Below are 18,983 nucleotides of genomic sequence, written 5' to 3' on the forward strand. Positions count from 1 at the left end.
GGGGTTACGGAGAGGGTGTTGGGATCGGGGGACCGGTCCACCTTCACCGTTTCGCCGTCGCGGATCTGGCCGGCCAGGAGCGCCTTCGCCAACTGGTCGCCGATCGCGGTCTGCACCAGGCGGCGCAGCGGGCGGGCGCCGTAGATCGGGTCGTAGCCGTGCTCGGCGAGCCAGTCCCGGGCGGCATCGGTGATCTCCAGGCCCAGTCTGCGGTCGGCCAACCGCCGCCGCATCCGGTCCAACTGGATGTCGACGATGGAACGCAGGTCGTCCCCGCGCAGCGAGGCGAAGACCACGATGTCGTCCAGCCGGTTGAGGAACTCCGGCTTGAAGTGCGACCGGACCACGGCCAGCACACCCTCCCGGCGCTGCTCCTCGGCGAGCGTCAGATCGCTGATCACCGACGACCCGAGGTTGGAGGTGAGGATCAGGATCGCGTTGCGGAAGTCCACAGTGCGGCCCTGGCCGTCGGTGAGCCGGCCGTCGTCGAGCACCTGCAGCAGCACGTCGAAGACGTCCGGGTGGGCCTTCTCCACCTCGTCCAGCAGCACCACCGAGTACGGCCGTCGGCGCACCGCCTCGGTGAGCTGACCGCCCTCGTTGTAGCCGACGTAGCCGGGCGGCGCACCCACCAGGCGCGCGACCGAGTGCTTCTCGCCGTACTCGCTCATGTCGATGCGGACCATGGCCCGCTCGTCGTCGAAGAGGAACTCGGCGAGGGCCTTGGCCAGCTCCGTCTTGCCGACGCCGGTGGGGCCGAGGAACAGGAAGCTGCCGGTCGGGCGATCCGGGTCGGCGATACCGGCCCGGGCGCGGCGTACCGCGTCGGAGACCGCGCCGACAGCTTCGGCCTGGCCGACCACCCGGCCGCCCAGCGACTCCTCCATCCGCAGCAGCTTGGCCGTCTCACCCTCCAGCAGGCGGCCGGCGGGGATGCCGGTCCAGGAGGCGACCACCGCGGCGATGTCGTCCGCGCCGACCTCCTCCTTGAGCATCGCGCCATCAGCCTGGAGCTGGGCCAACTCCTCCTCGGCCTGCTTCAGCTCGACCTTCAGGGCGGGAATCCGGCCGTAGCGCAACTCGGCGGCGCGTTCCAACTCGCCGTCCCGCTCGGCACGCTCGGCCTCACCTCCGAGGCGCTCCAACTCCTCCTTGGCGGTGGAGAGCTTGGTGATGTGGTTCTTCTCCGTCTGCCAGCGCTCGGAGAGCACGGTGAGCTGCTCACGCTTGTCGGCCAACTCCTTACGGAGTCGCTCCAACCGCTCCGCGGAGGCGGCGTCCGGCTCCTTGGCCAGAGCCATCTCCTCGATCTCCAACCGGCGGACCGCCCGCTCGATCTCGTCCACCTCGACCGGACGGGAGTCGATCTCCATCCGGAGCCGGGACGCGGACTCGTCGACCAGGTCGATCGCCTTGTCGGGCAGGAACCGGTCGGTGATGTAACGGTCGGACAGTGTCGCGGCGGCGACCAGCGCGGCGTCGGTGATCCGTACGCCGTGGTGCACCTCGTAGCGCTCCTTGAGCCCACGCAGGATGCCGATGGTGTCCTCGATGGTCGGCTCACCGACCAGCACCGGCTGGAAACGGCGCTCCAGCGCGGGGTCCTTCTCGATGTGCTCGCGGTACTCGTCCAGCGTGGTGGCACCCACCATCCGCAGCTCACCACGGGCCAGCATCGGCTTGAGCATGTTGCCGGCGTCCATCGAGCCCTCGCCCTTGCCGGCGCCGACGACGGTGTGCAGCTCGTCGAGGAACGTGATGACCTGTCCGTTGGAGTTCTTGATCTCCTCCAGGACGGACTTCAGCCGCTCCTCGAACTGCCCGCGGTACTGCGCGCCGGCGACCATCGCGCCGAGATCCAGCGAGATCAGCTTCTTGTCGCGCAGTGACTCGGGCACGTCGCCGGTGACGATCCGCTGGGCCAGGCCCTCGACGATCGCGGTCTTGCCGACGCCGGGCTCGCCGATCAGCACCGGGTTGTTCTTGGTGCGCCGGGAGAGCACCTGGATGACCCGACGGATCTCGGAGTCCCGGCCGATGACCGGGTCGATCTTGCCGTCCCGGGCACTGGCGGTGAGGTCGACGCCGTACTTGGTCAGCGCCTGGTAGGTCTGCTCGGGGTCGGCGGTGGTGACCCGACGGTCCCCACCGCGAACGGTCGGGAAGGCGGCGACCAGGGCCTCCTCGGTGGCGCCGACGGCCTTCAGCGCACCGGACACCGCCCCGCCCACCCGGGCCAGGCCGGCGAGCAGGTGCTCGGTGGAGGTGTACTCGTCGCCGAGCGGCCGGGCGATCTGCTCGGCGGCGCCGATGGCGTTGACGAACTCCCGGGCCAACGTCGGTTCGGCGATGCTGGAGCCGCGGGCGGCCGGCAGGTTGTCGACCGCACGCTGGGCGGTCTGGCGCAGCTCGGTCGGGTCGGCCCCGACGGCGCGCAACAGACCGGTGGCGGTTGAGCCGTCGGTGTCCAGGAGTGACAGGAGCAGATGCCAGGACTCCACGGTGGCGTGACCACGCTGGTTGGCCAGCGCGACGGCGCCCGTGATGGTTTCGCGGCTCTTGGTGGTGAGTTTTTCGGTGTTCATGGGCTCCCCCGGATCGGCGTTGTCCATTGGGTTGGACACAACCAGAGTTGAGCGTATTCCGCTCAACCTTAGCGCGTGACGCCCATCACTCCCGGCGCCGCCACCGCCAGTCGAACTCCCCGACCGCCGGGGGCGGGCCGGGCAGCGGGTCCGCGTCCGGCACCGCCGACAGGCCGGCCAGCAGGATCGCGAGCTGCCGCCGGCGAAGTTGGCGGGTCCGCTCCGGATCGGGTACGCGCACCGCGGCGCACGCCTCCAACAACAGCCCCAGATCGGGTACGACCACGTCGGGGCGCAACCGCCCGCTCGCGTGGGCCCGGTCGACCAGGGCGGTGGCCAACTCACCGGCACGCATCGCGTCCCGACCCATCTCCTCGGTCGGGGTGAAGGTGCCGGCCAGGTGGACGGTGAGCGAGTGCACGTCGGCGTCGACCACCCGGGCCAGGAAGCCGGTGAACGCGGACCAGGCGTCCGACTCGGAGAGGGCGGCCTCGGCCTCCGCGACGTACCGGCGCAACCCGTCGTGGCAGAGCTGACGCAGCAGATCCTCCTTGCCCGCGTACCGCCGATAGAGCGCGCTGATGCCGACGCCCGCGCGTTCGGCGACGGCGGAGATCGGGGCCTTCGGGTCGTCGAGGAAGACGGCGCGGGCGGCGGTGAGGATGACCTCGTCGTTGCGGGCGGCCTGGGCGCGGCGACCGCCCAGGCCTTTGTCGGAAGTCGTTGACATGACCCCAGACTAACAGTGGAACGGATCGTTCCGCTCTGCTACTGTGATTGCAGAACGAAACATTCCGTTCCGAAGGAGTTCCGGCATGAGCGACACCACGATCCGCCCGTTCCGCGTCGAGATCCCGCAGACCGCCCTCGACGACCTGGCCGGCCGGCTGGGCAACACCAACTGGCCCGCAGACCTGCCGGCGGCGGGCGACTCGTACGGGATGGCACCGGCCGGGTGCGCGCCCTCGTCGACCGGTGGCGGGGCGAGTTCGACTGGCGCGCCGTCGAGGCCCACCTGAACGCCCACCCGCAGTTCGTCACCGAGATCGACGGCGAGCGGATCCACTTCCTGCACGTCCGGTCGTCCCGGCCGGACGCCACCGCGCTGGTGCTCACCCACGGCTGGCCCGGGTCGGTGCTGGAATACCTCGACGTGATCGCCCCACTCACCGAGCCGACCGACCCGGACGCGCCGGCCTTCCACGTGGTCATCCCGTCGCTGCCCGGCTTCGGCTTCTCCGGCCCCACCCGCAACGCCGGCTGGAACCGGTACCGCATCGCCCGCGCCTGGGCCGAGCTGATGAACCGCCTGGGGTACGACAGCTACGGCGCGGTCGGCAACGACGCCGGCTCGATGATCGCGCCGGAGCTGAGCCGGGTCGATCCGAAGCGGGTGCTCGGCGTACACGTCACCCAACTCTTCTCGTTCCCCTCCGGCGACCCGGCCGAGTTCGCCGGGCTCTCCGAGGCGGACCAGGCGGCGCTCGGGCACCTCCAGTGGTTCTACGAGAACAAGTTCTCCTTCAACCAGGTGCACAGCCAGCAGCCGCAGACCCTGGCGTTCGCGCTGGCCGACTCGCCGGTGGGGCTGCTCGCCTGGAACGCCCAACTCTTCGACGAGAGCCTGGACGCCGACTTCATCCTGGCCAACGTCGCGGTCTACTGGTTCACCGGCACGGCCGCCTCGGCGATGCGGCTCTACTGGGAGGACGCGCACGCCGGCGAGCCGCCGACCGAACCGACCACCGCTCCGACCGCGCTGGCCATGTTCCCCGGCGACTTCCAGTCCATCCGCCGCTTCGCCGAACGGGACCACGCGAACATCGTCCGGTGGACGGCCTACGAGGCGGACGCCGCCGGTCGGGGCGACGTCGGCGGCCACTACGCGGCCCACCAGGCCCCTGAGGTGCTGGTCAGCGACATCCGCGAGTTCTTCGCCAGCCTCCGGTGACCGCCAGCGCTTGATCGACTCGGGTTCCTTGAAGTCGGGGTGTCCGGACCACCAGGACACCGCGACATGATGAAAGCCGAGTCGATCACGCGCCCGCAAAGCGGATCGCTGGCACGGCCGTTTGCCCGGGGGGAGCGCACGGCCGCCGTGCCAGCACGACGCGGACGACCCGGCCGAGGAGGCCGGCTTCCTACCAGGCTTTCCACTCCCGAGTGCCCACCCGGCCAACAGGCAATGCAAAGCATTGCAGGACAAGCAGTGACCATGCTTAGCACGCGAAGTGTGGTCGACCGGCCAACCGCATGGGAAGATCTTGGGGCCTGCCAGGAGTTGCCCATGCCCCGAGTTTCGGACCGCCAAGGCAAGGGCACGTACGTGGCCGAGAAGTAGATCTAGGCGCGAAAGTGCCCCCGGCAAGGCCGGATTCGTCACCGCCGTGTCAGACCGAACTCAGCCGCGATCTTGCACTTTCTGTCCCGACATAAGGGGGCATTCCGCGCAGCTCAGCGACCGAAACTGCAAGATCGGCGCGGACGGGGCGCGTTCCTAGGAGTGACGAGACCCGGGTACTTGGGGGCGCTGGCCCCCCTTGCCGCAGCGACCGATCGCTACGGCAACGGTGTTCTGGCAAGTGACCGGATCGCCGGTGGGTGCGTCAGGGGATGTCGAGGATGATTTTCGTCCATCTGCGCTCGGCCACCAAGCCGACGCCGAGCAGGATCCCGCCGTCCCCGCCGACGGCCACGGGCGCGGCGTAGAGCTGGTGGTTCTCCACCGCCGGGTGGGGATGTCGCAACTCCCGCCAGGACCGTCCGCCGTCGTCGGTGGCGAACAGTCGCGCCGGACAGTCGTCGCCGGGCGGCGGCTCGCCACAGTTGGCGAAGAGGGCGTAGCCGTGCTCGGCGTCGACGAACTCGACGTACGGAGGGTCGTACCGCTGCGGAACGACGACCCGGACGCGGCGTACCTCTGCGACGGCGGCCGATGGAGACGGTGCGGTGACGGCCGCTCGGGACGAAGGGGTCGGCGGCTTCCGGCGGACGTCGCCGATCGAACACCCGGCCAACAGGGGTACGAGCAGCAGCAGCACCGCCCTACCTGATATCCGGCCGATCGTCTGTGCCTCCGAAGCAGTAGTCTTGCCCGCGTGCGAGTACGTGTCGAGCAGACCGCCCTACCCGGGATCGGGGTACGTCACGATCTGGTGACGGAGTCCGGACGCCGCCTGGGCGTTGTCTCCCACCGCAATGGCCGCCGTGATCTGGTCCTCTACGATCCCGACGACCCCGACGCCTGCCAGTCTGACATTCCGCTGACCGACGACGAGGCCGAGGCTCTGGCCGACATCCTCGGCGCGTCGCTGATGCTCGGTCAGCTCTCCGGGCTCCGCGAACAGGCCGCCGGTCTGCTCACCGAGCAGATCGCCATCACGGCCGGGTCGCCGTACGTCAACCGGAAGCTCGGCGACACCAAGGCGCGTACTCGCACCAGCGCCTCCATCGTGGCAGTGCTGCGCGAAGGCGAAGTGATCGTTTCGCCACTCCCCTCCTTCCGCTTCGCAGCCGGCGACGTGGTGGTCGTCGTCGGGACCCGCAGGGGTCTCGACGGCGTGTCCGCCATCCTCGCCGACAGTGACCCGGACGGCTGAGGCGGATGCACGATTCCACAACTCTGCTCGTCGAAGTCGGCGCGCTGCTGCTACTCCTTGGCGTCCTCGGTCGGCTCAGCCGCCGGGTAGGCCTGTCACCCATCCCTCTCTACCTGCTCGCCGGGCTGGCGTTCGGGCACGGCGGGCTGCTTCCGCTCGCCGCCAGCGAGGAGTTCTTCGCGGTGGGCGCCGAAATCGGCGTCATCCTGCTGCTGGTGATGCTGGGTTTGGAGTACTCGGCCAACGAACTGGTCGGCAACCTCCGGTCGGCGGCCCCCGCAGGGCTGATCGACGGCCTGTTCAACGCGCTTCCCGGCGCGGGCTTCGCCCTGCTGCTCGGCTGGGACTGGGTCGCCGCCCTGGTGCTCGGCGGCATCACCTGGGTCTCCTCCTCCGGGGTGATCGCCAAGGTCCTCGGCGACCTGGGACGACTCGGTAACCGGGAAACCCCGGTGATCCTCTCGGTCCTGGTGATCGAGGACCTGGCGATGGCGCTCTACCTGCCGTTGGTCACCGCCGTCCTGGCCGGCACCGGCCTGCTCGGTGGCGGCATCGCACTCGCCGTCGCGGTGGGCACGGTGCTGCTCGTGCTGGTCCTCGCCATCCGTTACGGGCACCTCATCTCCTCCGCCCTGTCGGCGAAGGACCCGGAGGCGCTGCTGCTCGGCGTACTCGGTCTGACCCTGCTGATCGCCGGGCTCGCGGCGAAGCTCCAGGTGTCGGCGGCGGTCGGCGCGTTCCTGGTCGGCATCGCGCTCTCCGGCCCGGTGGCGCACCACGCGACCGAGCTGCTGTCGCCGCTGCGAGACCTCTTCGCGGCGGTGTTCTTCGTCTTCTTCGGCCTGGTCACCGACCCCCGGGACATCCCACCGGTGCTGCTGCCGGCGCTCGCGTTGGCCGTGGTCACCATGGCGACGAAGACGCTCACCGGTTACCTCGCCGCCCGTCGGGTCGGCATCGCGGAACCCGGTCGTTGGCGAACCGGCCTGGCACTCGTACCCCGTGGTGAGTTCTCGATCGTCATCGCCGGGCTCGCGGTGGCCGCCGGGAGCGTCGAGCCACGGTTGGCAGCGCTGGCCGCGACGTACGTCCTGATCACCGTGGTGACCGGGCCGATTCTGGCCCGGCTGCCGGACTTCCCGTGGTTCAAGCGGTGGCTGCGCAACCGCGCGGCGGCCCAGCGGCGGGAGCCGACCCCGGTCACCGACTCATTGCACTGAGTCTCGCACCCGCTGGAATCGCCGAACATGGATAGTCGCAGAAGCATGATCGGCCGCGAGGTCGATGCGGTGGCGCCGCCCATGCCAACGGTTGCGGAATTGCTCCCCATGGGGGCTACCGCAGCGAAGCGTGGGCGGGTTACCGTTTCGCCCCAGCAGCCAGGGTCCGCAGGCAGCGTTGCCAAACGCGGGCGAGAGCGGAAGGTTGGCCGGTGAGCGTGCAGGAGTCGACGTTCCACGGCTTCGCCAACCCCGTCGATCCGACTCCGGCGGAGTTGCGAGCTTGGGCGTACAAGCCCGATTCGGTGCCGTTGGCCTCGATGCCACCCGACTGGGACCTGCTGGTCTCCGGCGACCGACTGGTGTTGACGCTCTTCGAGTTAGCGATGGACGCGAGTTGCCCGGCCCGGCGCTTCGCGCTGCACTGCCTGTACATCTACGCGGCCGACGGCATCCGGACGAACTTCCGCGCCCACCCCAAGCGCCGTTTCCGCAAGCTCGTCGAACAGGCCGAGCGGGACGGCGACGAGCTGATGAAGATCTGGGCGCACAACGGCCGAGTGCTGTTGGCCCGACCGGATCTCTTCGTCTACCGGGACTGGTGCGAGGGCGGCCTGGTCCGCGAAAACCGCCGCCTCGGCTGACACGGCTCAGGTGGCGTCCCAGCGCCCCGGCCCGCACTCCTGACGGCGAACGGGCCGGGACCCCCCGTGAGTCCCGGCCCGCACGTCAATCACCGGTCAGTCCGGCTTGTGTTCCGTCTCGGCTCGGCCCTGTTCGCCGCCGCGCTCGCCGTCTTCGGCGAACCGGCCGCCGATGATCCGGTCCCGGTAGGTCCCCTCGGTCACCTTGTCGAACTTCTCGCGGACGGTTTCGGCCAGGTTCTCCAACCGGTCCTCCGTCTGCTGGGCCATCTTCTTCGCCGGCTCCGCCATCGCTCCCCCTCGCCATGCCGGTGGTCCGAATTGAGCCGATTGAACCCTTATCGACAGGCTAACCGAAGCGGCCCGGACCGCGCCGGGGAATCCAGCGCGGTCCGGGCCGAGAAGACCGATCCGGGTGAGCGGCAGGTCAGCGATCAGGCGTGCGGCGAGGGCGCCACACCACAAGGGCGGTGGAGGTGCGGTTGGTCGGCACCAGATCCCGGCCCGGGAAGCGGGCCAGCGACTCCAGCTCGGCCACCCGGCGGTACGCGGCGTCCAGCTCCGCCTCCAGCCGGGCCACCCGCTGCTGCGCCTGCTCCAGCAGCCGCTCCAGCCCGATGATCCGCTTGACGCCGGCCAGGTTGATCCCGTCGTCCTGGCTGAGCCGCTGCACCTCGCGCAGCAGCACCACGTCGCGGACGCTGTAGCGACGCCCGCCGCCAGCGGCCCGGCCGGGCTGCACCAGCCCCAGTCGGTCGTACTGGCGCAGGGTCTGTGGGTGCATCCCCGCCATCCGCGCCGCTACCGAGATCATCAGCACCTTGGCCTCGTAGGCAGGGTCGCCCGAACCGAGGAACTCGCCCGACATCCCGCTCACCTCCGCGTCCACTCCACCGGACTAACTGACTCGACGCACCCGTGCGTCGAGATGTTCCCGGGCCGCCGGCGGGGTCTGCTCGGCGAACGACTCCAGCGCGGTGCGCGCCTCGTCCGACAACCGGGCCGGCACCACCACGTCCAACGTGACCAGCAGGTCACCGGCCTGCCCGTCACGGCGGACCACACCCTTGCCCCGGGCCCGCAGCACCCGCCCGCTCGGCGTCCCCGGCGGAACCCGCAGGGTCACCGCGCCGTCGAGCGTGGGGACCCGCAGGTCCGTGCCGAGCACGGCCTCCGCGAAGGTGACCGGCACGGTCAACGTCAGGTCGTCTCCGGTACGCCCGAACAGCTCGTCCGGCCGAACCTTGACGTGCACGAAGAGGTCACCAGCCGGGCCGCCGCGCTCGCCCGGCTCGCCGCGCCCGGCCAGCCGGATGCGTTGGCCGTCGGCCACACCGGCCGGGAAGCGCACGTTCATGGTGCGGGTCTTTGTGACACCGCCGCTGCCGTGGCACTCCGGGCACTTCTCCTCGACCACGGTGCCCACGCCCTGGCAGTTGCGGCACGGCTCGGAGAAGCTGAACGACCCCTGGTTGCGGGTGGTCACGCCGGCACCATGACAGACCGGACAGGTCTGCGGCTGGGTGCCGGGCTTGGCCCCGTTGCCATGGCAGGTGTCACAGACCCCCGGCGCGCGCAACGTCAGGGGCAGCGTCACCCCGCGCACCGCGTCGCCGAAGTCCAGCGCCACCTCGGTCTCCACGTCCCGGCCACGGGCCGGACCGCGCGGCGCGGCCTGCCCACCGGCCTGGCCTCCGGTGAAGATCGAGCTGAACAGGTCCTGGAACCCGCCGCCCCCGAAGCGACGATCGCCGGCTCCGCCGCCGAACATGTCGGAGACGTCGAACGGCATGCCACCCGGCTGCCCCCCACCCCGGGCGTTGCGCCGGAACGCGCCCGAGCCGAAGAGGGAGCGCAGCTCGTCGTACTCGCGACGGCGGCCGCTGTCCGACAGCACGTTGTACGCCTCGGACGCGGCCTTGAACCGCTCCTCGGCCTTCGGGTCGCCCGGGTTGTGGTCCGGGTGCGACTCCCGGGCCACCTTGCGGTACGCCTTCTTGATGTCATCCGCGGAGGCGGCCTTGTCCACGCCGAGCACGGCGTAGAAGTCCTTCTCGACCCAGTCCTTCGAACTCACCGGTCCACCTCCTTCCGACCCTGGTGGCCGGGCCGTCCCGCCCACCGCTGCGCGGTGGGCGGGACGGCCGGGTCACTGACTGGCACTATTCCGGATCCGCGACCGCGACCAGCGCGGGGCGCAGCAGCCGCTCACCGAGCTGGTAGCCGCGTCGCATGACCTGCACGCAGGTCGGCTCGCTGACGTCGTCCGACGTCTGGTGCGCGACCGCCTCGTGCCGGGTCGGGTCGAACGGGTCGCCCTGCTCGCCGAAGGCGTTCAGGCCGAACTTGCCCAGCGCGGTGGTGAGCTGTTCCGCCACCGTGCCGAACGGCCCGACCAGGTCGCCGTGTTCCCGGGCCCGGTCCAGATCGTCCAGGATCGGCAGGAGCGCGGCCAGCACCGAGCCGGTCGCCTGCTCCTGCACAAGGCTGCGGTCACGATCGACCCGCTTGCGGTAGTTGGCGTACTCCGCCGACACCCGCTGCAGGTCCCTGGTCCGCTCGTCGAGTTCGGCCCGGAGCGCCTCCAGCTCGGCGCCGAGCGAGGTGCCCGTGCCGCTGCCGTCCACCGGCTGCGCCGGGGCGTCCACCACCGGCGGACCGGACGGCTCCGGCCCGTCGGTGGAGTTGACCTCGACCTCGATCTCGTCGACGACGACCTCGGCGTCCTCGACCAAACCCTCAGCCGGAACACCGGTCTCCGCGTCGGCGGCGGTGCCCTCCGGCTCGGCGGTCTCGACGAGCTTGCGGTTGTTGCGGATGACGACCCGCTCCCCGTCGCCGGTGATTGGCTCCGTGGGCGCGGAGCCACCCGGCGTCGACCCGGTGTCGCCCGGGTCGGCGGCTCGTGGCTTCTGCGTCATGCGGCTACCTCATCCCCTTCGCGGTGGTCATGTGTCGGAGGCCGACGGTCACTTCTTGCCGTCCTCGTCCACGATTTCCGCGTCGACCACGTCGTCGGCGCCGCCGGCCTGCGCACCGGTCGCGCCGGCCGCACCGGTCGCACCGGTCGCACCCGGGCCGGGCTCGCCACCCGGCTGCTGACCCTGCTCGGCCTGAGCCGAGTAGAGCAGCGAACCGGCCTGCTGGGAGACCTGCGCCAGCTTCTCGTGCGCGGACTTGATCTTCTCGATGTCCTGCCCGCCGAGGGCGCCGCGCAGCTCGCCGAGCGCCTCGTTGAGCTGCTCACGGTTCTCACTGGGCAGCTTGTCGCCGCTCTCGGCGAGGAACTTCTCGGTCTGCCACTGGAGCGCCTCGGCCACGTTGCGGGTCTCGGCGTCGTCGCGACGACGCTTGTCCTCCTCCGCGTGCTCCTCGGCGTCCCGGCGCATCCGCTCGATGTCGTCCTTCGGCAGCGAGGAGCCGCCGGTGATCGTCATCTTCTGTTCCTTGCCGGTGCCCAGGTCCTTGGCGTGCACGTTGACGATGCCGTTGGCGTCGATGTCGAAGGCGACCTCGATCTGCGGCACGCCGCGCGGCGCCGGCGGGAGGCCGGTCAGCTCGAAGGTGCCGAGCTTCTTGTTGTAGGCAGCGATCTCCCGCTCGCCCTGGAACACCTGGATCAGCACCGACGGCTGGTTGTCGTCCGCCGTGGTGAAGACCTCGGAACGCTTGGTCGGGATGGTGGTGTTGCGCTCGATCAGCTTGGTGAAGATGCCGCCCTTGGTCTCGATGCCCAGGCTCAGCGGGGTCACGTCGAGCAGCAGGACGTCCTTGACCTCACCCTTGAGCACACCGGCCTGGAGGGCGGCGCCGACGGCGACGACCTCGTCCGGGTTGACGCCCTTGTTGGGGTCGCGACCGGTGAGCTGCTTGACCAGGTCGGTCACGGCGGGCATCCGGGTCGAGCCGCCGACCAGGATGACGTGCTCGACGTCGGAGATCTTGATCCCGGCGTCCTTGACGGCCTGCTCGAACGGGCCCTTGCAACGGTCCAGCAGGTCCTGCGTCATCCGCTGGAACTCGGCGCGGCTGAGCGTCACGTCGAGGTGCAGCGGGCCGGCCGCACCAGCGGTGATGTACGGCAGGTTGATGTTGGTGGTGGTGGCGGCGGACAGCTCGATCTTGGCCTTCTCGGCGGCCTCACGGAGCCGCTGGAGGGCCATCTTGTCCTGGCCGAGGTCGATGCCGTGCTCACCACGGAACGTCTTGACCAGGTGGTCGATGATCCGCTGGTCCCAGTCGTCGCCGCCGAGGTGGTTGTCACCGCTGGTCGACTTGACCTCGATGACGCCCTCGGCCAGCTCCAGCAGCGACACGTCGAAGGTGCCGCCGCCGAGGTCGAAGACCAGGACGGTCTGCTCCTTGGAGCCCTTGTCCAGCCCGTACGCCAGGGCGGCCGCGGTCGGCTCGTTGACGATCCGCAGCACGTTGAAGCCGGCGATCTCACCGGCCTCCTTGGTGGCCTGGCGCTGGCTGTCGTTGAAGTAGGCCGGGACGGTGATCACCGCGTCGGTGATCTGCTCGCCCAGGTACGCCTCGGCGTCCCGCTTGAGCTTCATCAGCGTCCGGGCCGAGATCTCCTGCGGGGTGTACTTCTTGCCGTCGATGTCGACGGACCAGTTCGTGCCGACCTCGCGCTTGACCGACCGGATCGTCCGGTCCGGGTTGGTCACCGCCTGGCGCTTGGCGACCTCGCCGACGAGCACCTCGCCGTTGCGGGCGAACGCGACGATCGACGGAGTCGTCCGCGACCCCTCAGCGTTGGCGATGACGGTGGGTTCACCGCCCTCGAGAACGCTGACGCAGGAGTTCGTCGTGCCGAGGTCGATACCGACCGCACGTGCCATCTTCGCTTCCTCGCTTCGTAAGGTTGTGCAGGTGACGGGCGTCGCCCGTGGGCTGCTGGCGAGCACCGCCCGCTGCGGGCCCCACCACAAGTTGAGTGAACTTGACTCAATAGTGCCACGCGTTGGCCAATCGTCAAGTTGACTTGAGTCAACCCGACGCAACCCAGCCGTTATTACCGTCCGGTTGTCTTCCCTTGCATCGGTCGGGCACGCTTTAGCGGTGACGACGCACGGCGATCCCGCCACCCGTTCCGGCGCGCCCGCCGTCGCAGCCCGCACCGCCCCGCCGGACGCCGCGGAGGAGCCGCCCGCCACCACCGGGGACGACAGCCTCCCCGGCGCGCTGTCGGGCCTCCGGGAGGCGATCGGCGCGACCCGGTATCCCCTCGCGCTGCCCTCAGCCAGCTCGGCCCGGCACACCGCGGCCGCCCTCACCGACCAGCTCGACGACTACCTGCTGCCCCGACTCGCCCGCCTGGACGCCCCACTTCTCGTGGTGGTCGGCGGCTCCACCGGCGCGGGCAAGTCGACACTGGTCAACAGCCTGGTCAAGGCCCGGGTCAGCGCGGCCGGCGTGCTCCGGCCCACCACCCGCTCCCCGGTCCTGGTCTGCAACCCGTCCGACGCGACCTGGTTCCGGCAGGGTGAGCTCCTGCCCGGGCTGACCCGCACCACCGAGCCGAGCGACGATCCTCGGGCCCTGCACCTCGTCACCGCCCCGGCGCTCCCCGCCGGGCTGGCCTTCCTCGACGCGCCCGACATCGACTCGGTCGTCGACGCCAACCGGGCACTCGCCAGCCAACTGCTGGCCGCCGCCGACCTGTGGCTCTTCGTCACCACCGCCGCCCGGTACGCCGACGCGGTGCCCTGGGAGCTGCTGCGCAGTGCCCGGGCGCGCGGCGCGGTGATCGCCATGGTGCTGGACCGGGTCCCCGCCGAGGCCACCGACGAGATCGCCGCGCACCTGACCGAGATGCTCGCCGAGCAAAACCTCGACCGGGCGCCGCTGTTCGTGTTGCCCGAAACCTGGGTCGACGGTCAGGGGCTGCTACCCGAGGGAGTGACCGCGCCGCTGGCCGACTGGTTCGCCCGGTTGGCCGCCGACGTCGACGCGCGGGCGGCGGTGGTCCGCCAGACCCTCGACGGGGCGCTGGCCGCGCTCCACCCCGCCGTGGAAGATCTGGCCGACGCCGCCGACGAGCAGCTCGCCGCCGCCGACGGGCTGGACGAACGGGTCCGGGCCGCGTACCGGGGTGCCGAGCGCACCGTCGAGCAGGGGCTTCAGGACGGCCGGCTGCTCCGAGGTGAGGTGCTCGCCCGCTGGCAGGAGTTCGTCGGCACCGGCGAGCTGTTCCGCACGCTGGAAGCACGGATCGGCCACCTACGGGACCGGGTGGTCGCCGCCGTCACCGGTCGACCGGCACCCGCCGTCGAACTGCGCAACGCCATCGAGTCCCAGCTGGTGACGCTGCTGCGCGGGGTGGCCTCCGAGGCCGCCGAATCCACGTACACCGGGTGGAAGGCGCACCCGGCCGGCGCCGGGCTGCTCGACCCGGCGCTCGCCCACCCGAGCGACGACCTCCCCGAACGCGCCGAGCGCATGGTCCGGGACTGGCAGCGCGCAGTGCTGGACCTGGTCCGGGTGGAGGGCGGTGACAAGCGGTTCGTGGCCCGCACCGCCGCCTACGCGGTGAACGCCACCGGGCTGGCCGTGATGATCGCCGTCTTCGCCTCCACCGCGTTCATTCCGACCGGGCTGGAGCTGGCCACCGGGGCCGGCACCACTGTCGCCGCGCAGGCCGTCCTCCAGGCGATCTTCGGCGACCAGGCGGTGCGTACCCTCGCTGCCAAGGCCCGCACCGACCTGCTGGACCGGGTGCGGGCGCTGCTCGACGCGGAGGCCGACCGCTTCTTGAGCCGCACCGCCGACGCCCGCCCCGCCGCGGACGCCGGCGACGGGCTGCGCCGGGCCGCCGGCCGGGTCGAGCTGGCCCGGCATCGCAGTGGGCTGTCGGCCAGCGACGAGGAGGGTTCCCGGTGAGCAACATCGCCGGCCGGGTACGCGAGGTGTTCCGCGGGGACCAGCGGGTCGACGCCGACGCGCTGATCGCCCGACTGGACGCGGTACGCCGGTTCCTGACCGCCGTGGACGGTCTGCTGCCGGACGCCGACCTGGTGCCCGCGCACACCCTGGTCGAGCGGGCCGGCACCCGGCTCACGCTGTCCCGGGACCACACCGTGGTCGCCCTGGCCGGTGCCACTGGCAGCGGCAAGTCCAGCCTCTTCAACGCGTTGGCCCGGCTGGAACTCTCGCCGGTCGGGGTTCGCCGGCCGACCACCGGCGTCACCCACGCCTGCGTGTGGGGGCCGTTGGAGGGTGCCAACCAGCTCCTCGACTGGATCGGCGTACTGCCCCGGCACCGCTTCGTCCGGGAGAGTGCCCTGGACGCCGACGACGAGACGGCCCTGCACGGGCTGGTCCTGCTCGACCTGCCCGACTTCGACTCGGTGCAGAGATCTCACCGACTTGAGGTGGACCGACTCCTCGGCCTCGTCGACCAGGTGGTCTGGGTGGTCGACCCGCAGAAGTACGCCGACCGGGTCATCCACGACAGCTACCTGCGCGAGTTCCACCGGCACCGCGACGTCACAGTGGTCGTGCTCAACCAGGCCGACCGGCTGCCCCCGACCGAGGTGCCCCGGGTCCTGGAGGACCTGCGTCGGCTGCTCGACACGGACGAGCTGACCGGTGTGCCCCTGCTGGCCACCACCGCCATCGATCCGGCCGGAATGGTCGGGCTGCGCAACGCCCTGGAACGCACGGTGGCCGAACGGCAGGCCGCGCTGCGCCGGCTCGCGGGTGACGTCGACACTGTCGTCGCCGGCTTGGACCAACTGGTCGGTTCGGCCCGGCCGGCGGGTGGGCCGGACGACGCCGCCGTCAACGGGCTGAACCGGGCGTTGGCCGGGGCGGCCGGGGTGCCCGCGGTGACCGAGGCCGTGGAGCGGGCGTACCGGCACCGGGCTGGTGCGGCCACCGGCTGGCCCGTGGTCCGGGGCTGGCGGCGGTTGCGACCCGACCCGCTGCGTCGGCTGCACCTGCCCGGCCCGCCCGGCGACCAGACCGACCCGGCGGAGAGCCTGGTCGCGGCCACCTCGGTACCGGACCCGACGGCCGCCCAACGCTCGGCGCTCGGCCTCGCCATCCGCGCGGTGGCCGACCGGGCCACCGCCGACCTGCCCGCCGCCTGGCCTGGCGCGGTCACCTCCGCCGCCCGGTCCCGCCTCGGCGACCTGCCGGACGCCCTGGATCGCACGATTGCCGGCACCGACCTCGGCCTCGACCGTCGACCGGTGTGGTGGCGGATCGTCGGCGGTGTGCAGTGGTTGGTCACTCTCGCCGCCGTGGTCGGGCTGGGCTGGCTGGTGCTCGGCTACGCGCTGCGGGCGCTCGGCCTGCCCGCGCTGGACAACCCGATGGTCGGTGAGGTGCCGCTGCCGACAGTGCTGCTGCTCGGTGGCCTGCTGGCCGGGCTGCTGGTGGCTGCGGTGACCCGCCCGGTGGTGCGCTGGGCGGCCCGCCGCGCCCGCGCCCGCGCCGAACAGCGGCTGACGGCGCAGGTGGCCCAGGTGGGCGACGAGTACGTGCTGACCCCGGTCCGGACCGTGCTCGGCTCCTACGCGCAGGCACGCGACGCGCTGCGGGACGCCGCGCGGCGCTGACGCTCCGCACGGCCCGCTACCGCTCTCCGTACGCCCACAGCGGCGTAGGGTCGGAGCATGGCCACGCCTCAGACCCCCTACGACGCGGTGCTGCACGCCGCACGCGACGTGACCAAGCTGGAGTCCGCCCTCGACGCCGAGATGCTGGGCAGCGCCCTGCTGGGCAGTGTCTACGCGATCGCGGAAACCGACCGCGACGCCGCCGTACGGGAGTTCGTCACCGGCTTCCTCGCCGCCACCACCCGCCGCAGGGTTGCGGCGGCGACCACCATCCGGCAGGTCTTCGCCACGCTCGTCCCGACCGCCGAGGGCACCGAGCGGGTGCGTCCGGGCAGCCAGGCGCCCAGCTGGACGACCCAGCTCGGCCGGGTGCACCTCACCGGCAGTTGGGCCTACGGCGACGTGTACGGCGATCAGACCTCCTACCTGGCGACCTTCGCCTACGACGACGAGTCCGGCGGCTCGGAGCACGCGCTGGTGGCCCTGGTGGACCACAACATCGGGATCACCAAGGACATCTTCGTGGGCGGGCCGGCCGAACGGATCCTGGACCAGGTTCGGCAGATGTGCGCCGACGACGAGCTGACCTGGTTCCGCACCGAAGATCCAGCCCGGCTCCGGGGCGAGGTGGCCCGTCACCTGGCGGTCACCGACGACCTGGGCGAGTTGCCCGGCGAGGGATCTCTCGCCACCGACCGGGCGTTGGTCGGGGCCCGGTTGGCGATGCTGCCCACCGCGGCCGACCCGACCGGCACGGCGGAGGTCGAGCCGCTCTCCGCGGCCGAGCGCACCGACCTGGTCCGACGGTTCCTCGCCGCGCCGGAGGCCGTCCGCTTCGGGCTGGACGCCGTCGACGGCCCCGAGTTGGCCTCCCTGCACTTCTGCCTGAGCCTGCTGCTCGACCATTCGGCGAGCTTCCCGGACGCCGACCCGATGCGCTGGAGCCCGGCGGTGTCCGGGCTCTTCCTGCTGGACTGGGTGCACCGCCGGGCCGTGCTGGACATGGACGACGCGGCGATGCTGCCCCGGGTGCTGCGGGCCTGGGCGCGGTACGCGTCGCGCCAGCGCGGGCTGCCCGAGGCGGCGACGACGCGCACCGACGAGGCGATCGAGGAGATGGTGCCGGAGTTCGCCCGGCTCTATTCGACCGGTGAGCGGCGCAGCGCGGCCACCGCCGCCGTGGCGCAGCTGATGGCCGACGGGGTGGACCCGGACGACCCGGCCGCGTTGGACGCGTGGATCGAGGCGAACCGGCACCGCCTCGCCGACGACGGCGCCTGACCGCTTCCGGGGGTGGGTGGCTCCGCGCCGCCCGCCCTCGGTGCGGCCCGCACGGCCCAGGGCTAGCGCAGCGGGCCGAAGATCACAGCGGCGATCAGGGCGCCGAGCGCACCTCCGGCCAGCACCTGCGCCACCGTGTGGTCCCTCAGCCGTACCCGGGACCAGCCGACGACCGCCAGCAGTGGTGCGGCGACTACCAACCCCGTCCCGAAGGTCAACATCAGGATGACCAGCGTGCCGGCGGCCACCGCCGAGTGGATCGACATCTTCCACCAGTGGCTGACCGACACGGCGACGACGAGGCCGACCAGCCCGGCCACCGCCAACGCCAGGACCGGGCGGGGCGCGCCGAACACGGCGAGCAGGGCGAGCCCTACCGCTACCGAACCGAGGCCGACGAGCAGCGGCGCCCGACGCTGCTCCCGGCGGCCGACGTGGTGGTCGGTGAGCCGACCACGGCGTACCCCGCCGACGATGTAGGCGAACGGAATGCCGGTGACGAAGAGAGTGGCGAGCAGACCCCAGACGAGACCCTGACCGGGGCGCTGTGCGCTGCGCCAGCTCACCGTGAGGATCAGCAGCGACACGAGCACCGCCGGCGCGGTCACCTCGGTGACCAGCCGGGCGATCCGCAGCCCCGGGCCGGGCCGGGTGGTGACCGGGCGGAGTTCCGCACCGCCGCCCACGCCACCCCCTCCGGTACGCACCTACCGCCGAACACCACCGACGCCGGACGGACCGGGCCTGCTCGTCACCGTACCGTCGGCGACAGCGGGGGGTTCGTCGGTCCGGCCAGCGGAGCCGGGCTGACGCTGGGCGTCGAGGCGACGGTCGACGGCGACGGGTTCGCCGGGCTGGGCCGACGGGTCGGCACCGCGGGCGGCGTGGGTGTCGGGGCCGGGACGGACCGGGTGCTGGTCGGCGCGGCGGTGGCGGTCGCGTCGTCGCTCGGCGTGGGTGTCGGGTCCAGTGTGGGCGTCGGGTCAACCGTCGGGGTCGGGGTCGAATCGGGGTCGGCCGTGCCGGTCGGGTCCGGATCTGTCTCTTATATACATCTACGAGCCCACGAGACGCGTAGTAACCT

The 18,983-nt window shown here is 71.5% G+C and carries 17 protein-coding genes; 8 read left to right on the top strand and 9 right to left on the bottom strand.

From position 1 onward, the window contains the following. Both clpB and DLJ59_RS26995 read right to left on the bottom strand, forming a co-directional pair. Window positions 1-2,585: ATP-dependent chaperone ClpB (gene clpB, locus DLJ59_RS26990; RefSeq protein WP_124775778.1), on the bottom strand; the 2,585-nt coding region annotated here is incomplete at its 3' end. Between the two features lie 85 nt (window positions 2,586-2,670). After that, window positions 2,671-3,315, bottom strand: coding sequence for a TetR/AcrR family transcriptional regulator (locus tag DLJ59_RS26995; RefSeq protein ID WP_124775780.1), 645 nt, complete (start codon window positions 3,313-3,315; stop codon window positions 2,671-2,673). 85 nt (window positions 3,316-3,400) lie between these two features. Between DLJ59_RS26995 and DLJ59_RS38350 the strand changes: the two genes are divergently transcribed. Then, entirely contained in the window at window positions 3,401-3,604 is a 204-nt protein-coding gene (locus tag DLJ59_RS38350) for a hypothetical protein (RefSeq protein WP_425271464.1), read from the top strand. Beyond that, a complete protein-coding gene (locus tag DLJ59_RS27000) occupies window positions 3,541-4,536 on the top strand; it encodes an epoxide hydrolase family protein (RefSeq protein WP_425271465.1) in 996 nt (331 codons plus the stop codon). Before DLJ59_RS38350 ends, DLJ59_RS27000 begins: the two co-directional genes overlap by 64 nt. A gap of 655 nt (window positions 4,537-5,191) precedes the next feature. Here DLJ59_RS27000 and DLJ59_RS27005 read toward each other — a convergent pair. Then, complete coding sequence (locus tag DLJ59_RS27005) at window positions 5,192-5,626, bottom strand: hypothetical protein (RefSeq protein ID WP_124775782.1); 435 nt, start codon at window positions 5,624-5,626, stop codon at window positions 5,192-5,194. A gap of 57 nt (window positions 5,627-5,683) precedes the next feature. On the opposite strand from DLJ59_RS27005, the gene DLJ59_RS27010 reads away from it, so the two are divergent. The 3 genes from DLJ59_RS27010 (at window position 5,684) to DLJ59_RS27020 (ending at window position 8,048) form a co-directional block, all read left to right on the top strand. After that, a complete protein-coding gene (locus tag DLJ59_RS27010) occupies window positions 5,684-6,184 on the top strand; it encodes a cation:proton antiporter regulatory subunit (protein WP_030332098.1) in 501 nt (166 codons plus the stop codon). Window positions 6,185-6,189: 5 nt separating this feature from the next. Further along, window positions 6,190-7,404, top strand: coding sequence for a cation:proton antiporter (locus DLJ59_RS27015; RefSeq protein ID WP_124775784.1), 1,215 nt, complete (start codon window positions 6,190-6,192; stop codon window positions 7,402-7,404). 212 nt (window positions 7,405-7,616) lie between these two features. Continuing rightward, window positions 7,617-8,048, top strand: coding sequence for a hypothetical protein (locus DLJ59_RS27020; RefSeq protein WP_124775786.1), 432 nt, complete (start codon window positions 7,617-7,619; stop codon window positions 8,046-8,048). 96 nt (window positions 8,049-8,144) lie between these two features. Here DLJ59_RS27020 and DLJ59_RS27025 read toward each other — a convergent pair whose 3' ends face one another. The 5 genes from DLJ59_RS27025 to dnaK form a co-directional block, all read right to left on the bottom strand. Continuing rightward, a complete protein-coding gene (locus tag DLJ59_RS27025) occupies window positions 8,145-8,339 on the bottom strand; it encodes a hypothetical protein (protein ID WP_124775788.1) in 195 nt (64 codons plus the stop codon). Between the two features lie 136 nt (window positions 8,340-8,475). Next, on the bottom strand, window positions 8,476-8,916 hold the full coding sequence (locus DLJ59_RS27030; protein ID WP_030332087.1) for a heat shock protein transcriptional repressor HspR: 441 nt from the start codon (window positions 8,914-8,916) through the stop codon (window positions 8,476-8,478). 30 nt (window positions 8,917-8,946) lie between these two features. Next, window positions 8,947-10,125, bottom strand: a complete 1,179-nt coding sequence (gene dnaJ, locus DLJ59_RS27035; RefSeq protein WP_124775790.1) for a molecular chaperone DnaJ — start codon at window positions 10,123-10,125, stop codon at window positions 8,947-8,949. A gap of 85 nt (window positions 10,126-10,210) precedes the next feature. Further along, window positions 10,211-10,969 carry a nucleotide exchange factor GrpE gene (grpE, locus tag DLJ59_RS27040; protein ID WP_124775792.1) on the bottom strand — a complete coding sequence of 253 codons (759 nt, stop codon included), beginning with the start codon at window positions 10,967-10,969 and terminating at the stop codon, window positions 10,211-10,213. Between the two features lie 48 nt (window positions 10,970-11,017). Next, entirely contained in the window at window positions 11,018-12,895 is a 1,878-nt protein-coding gene (gene dnaK, locus DLJ59_RS27045) for a molecular chaperone DnaK (RefSeq protein WP_124775794.1), read from the bottom strand. A 220-nt stretch (window positions 12,896-13,115) separates the two neighbouring features. Here dnaK and DLJ59_RS27050 point away from each other — a divergent pair, with 220 nt between their 5' ends. From DLJ59_RS27050 to DLJ59_RS27060, 3 genes are read left to right on the top strand one after another with little or no spacing between them, the layout of a single operon-like run. After that, on the top strand, window positions 13,116-14,936 hold the full coding sequence (locus DLJ59_RS27050) for a GTPase domain-containing protein (RefSeq protein WP_124775796.1): 1,821 nt from the start codon (window positions 13,116-13,118) through the stop codon (window positions 14,934-14,936). Further along, window positions 14,933-16,618: a GTPase gene (locus DLJ59_RS27055; protein ID WP_124775798.1), complete on the top strand. Its 1,686-nt coding sequence runs from the start codon at window positions 14,933-14,935 to the stop codon at window positions 16,616-16,618. The genes DLJ59_RS27050 and DLJ59_RS27055 overlap by 4 nt, the downstream gene beginning before the upstream one ends. Window positions 16,619-16,675: 57 nt before the next feature. Continuing rightward, window positions 16,676-17,899, top strand: coding sequence for a hypothetical protein (locus DLJ59_RS27060; RefSeq protein ID WP_124775800.1), 1,224 nt, complete (start codon window positions 16,676-16,678; stop codon window positions 17,897-17,899). A 62-nt stretch (window positions 17,900-17,961) separates the two neighbouring features. Here DLJ59_RS27060 and DLJ59_RS27065 read toward each other — a convergent pair whose 3' ends face one another. Further along, a complete protein-coding gene (locus tag DLJ59_RS27065) occupies window positions 17,962-18,585 on the bottom strand; it encodes a phosphatase PAP2 family protein (protein WP_124775802.1) in 624 nt (207 codons plus the stop codon). Window positions 18,586-18,983: the final 398 nt, after the last annotated feature.

Source organism: Micromonospora inaquosa, assembly GCF_003857055.1.
GTDB classification, from domain to species: domain Bacteria; phylum Actinomycetota; class Actinomycetes; order Mycobacteriales; family Micromonosporaceae; genus Micromonospora; species Micromonospora inaquosa.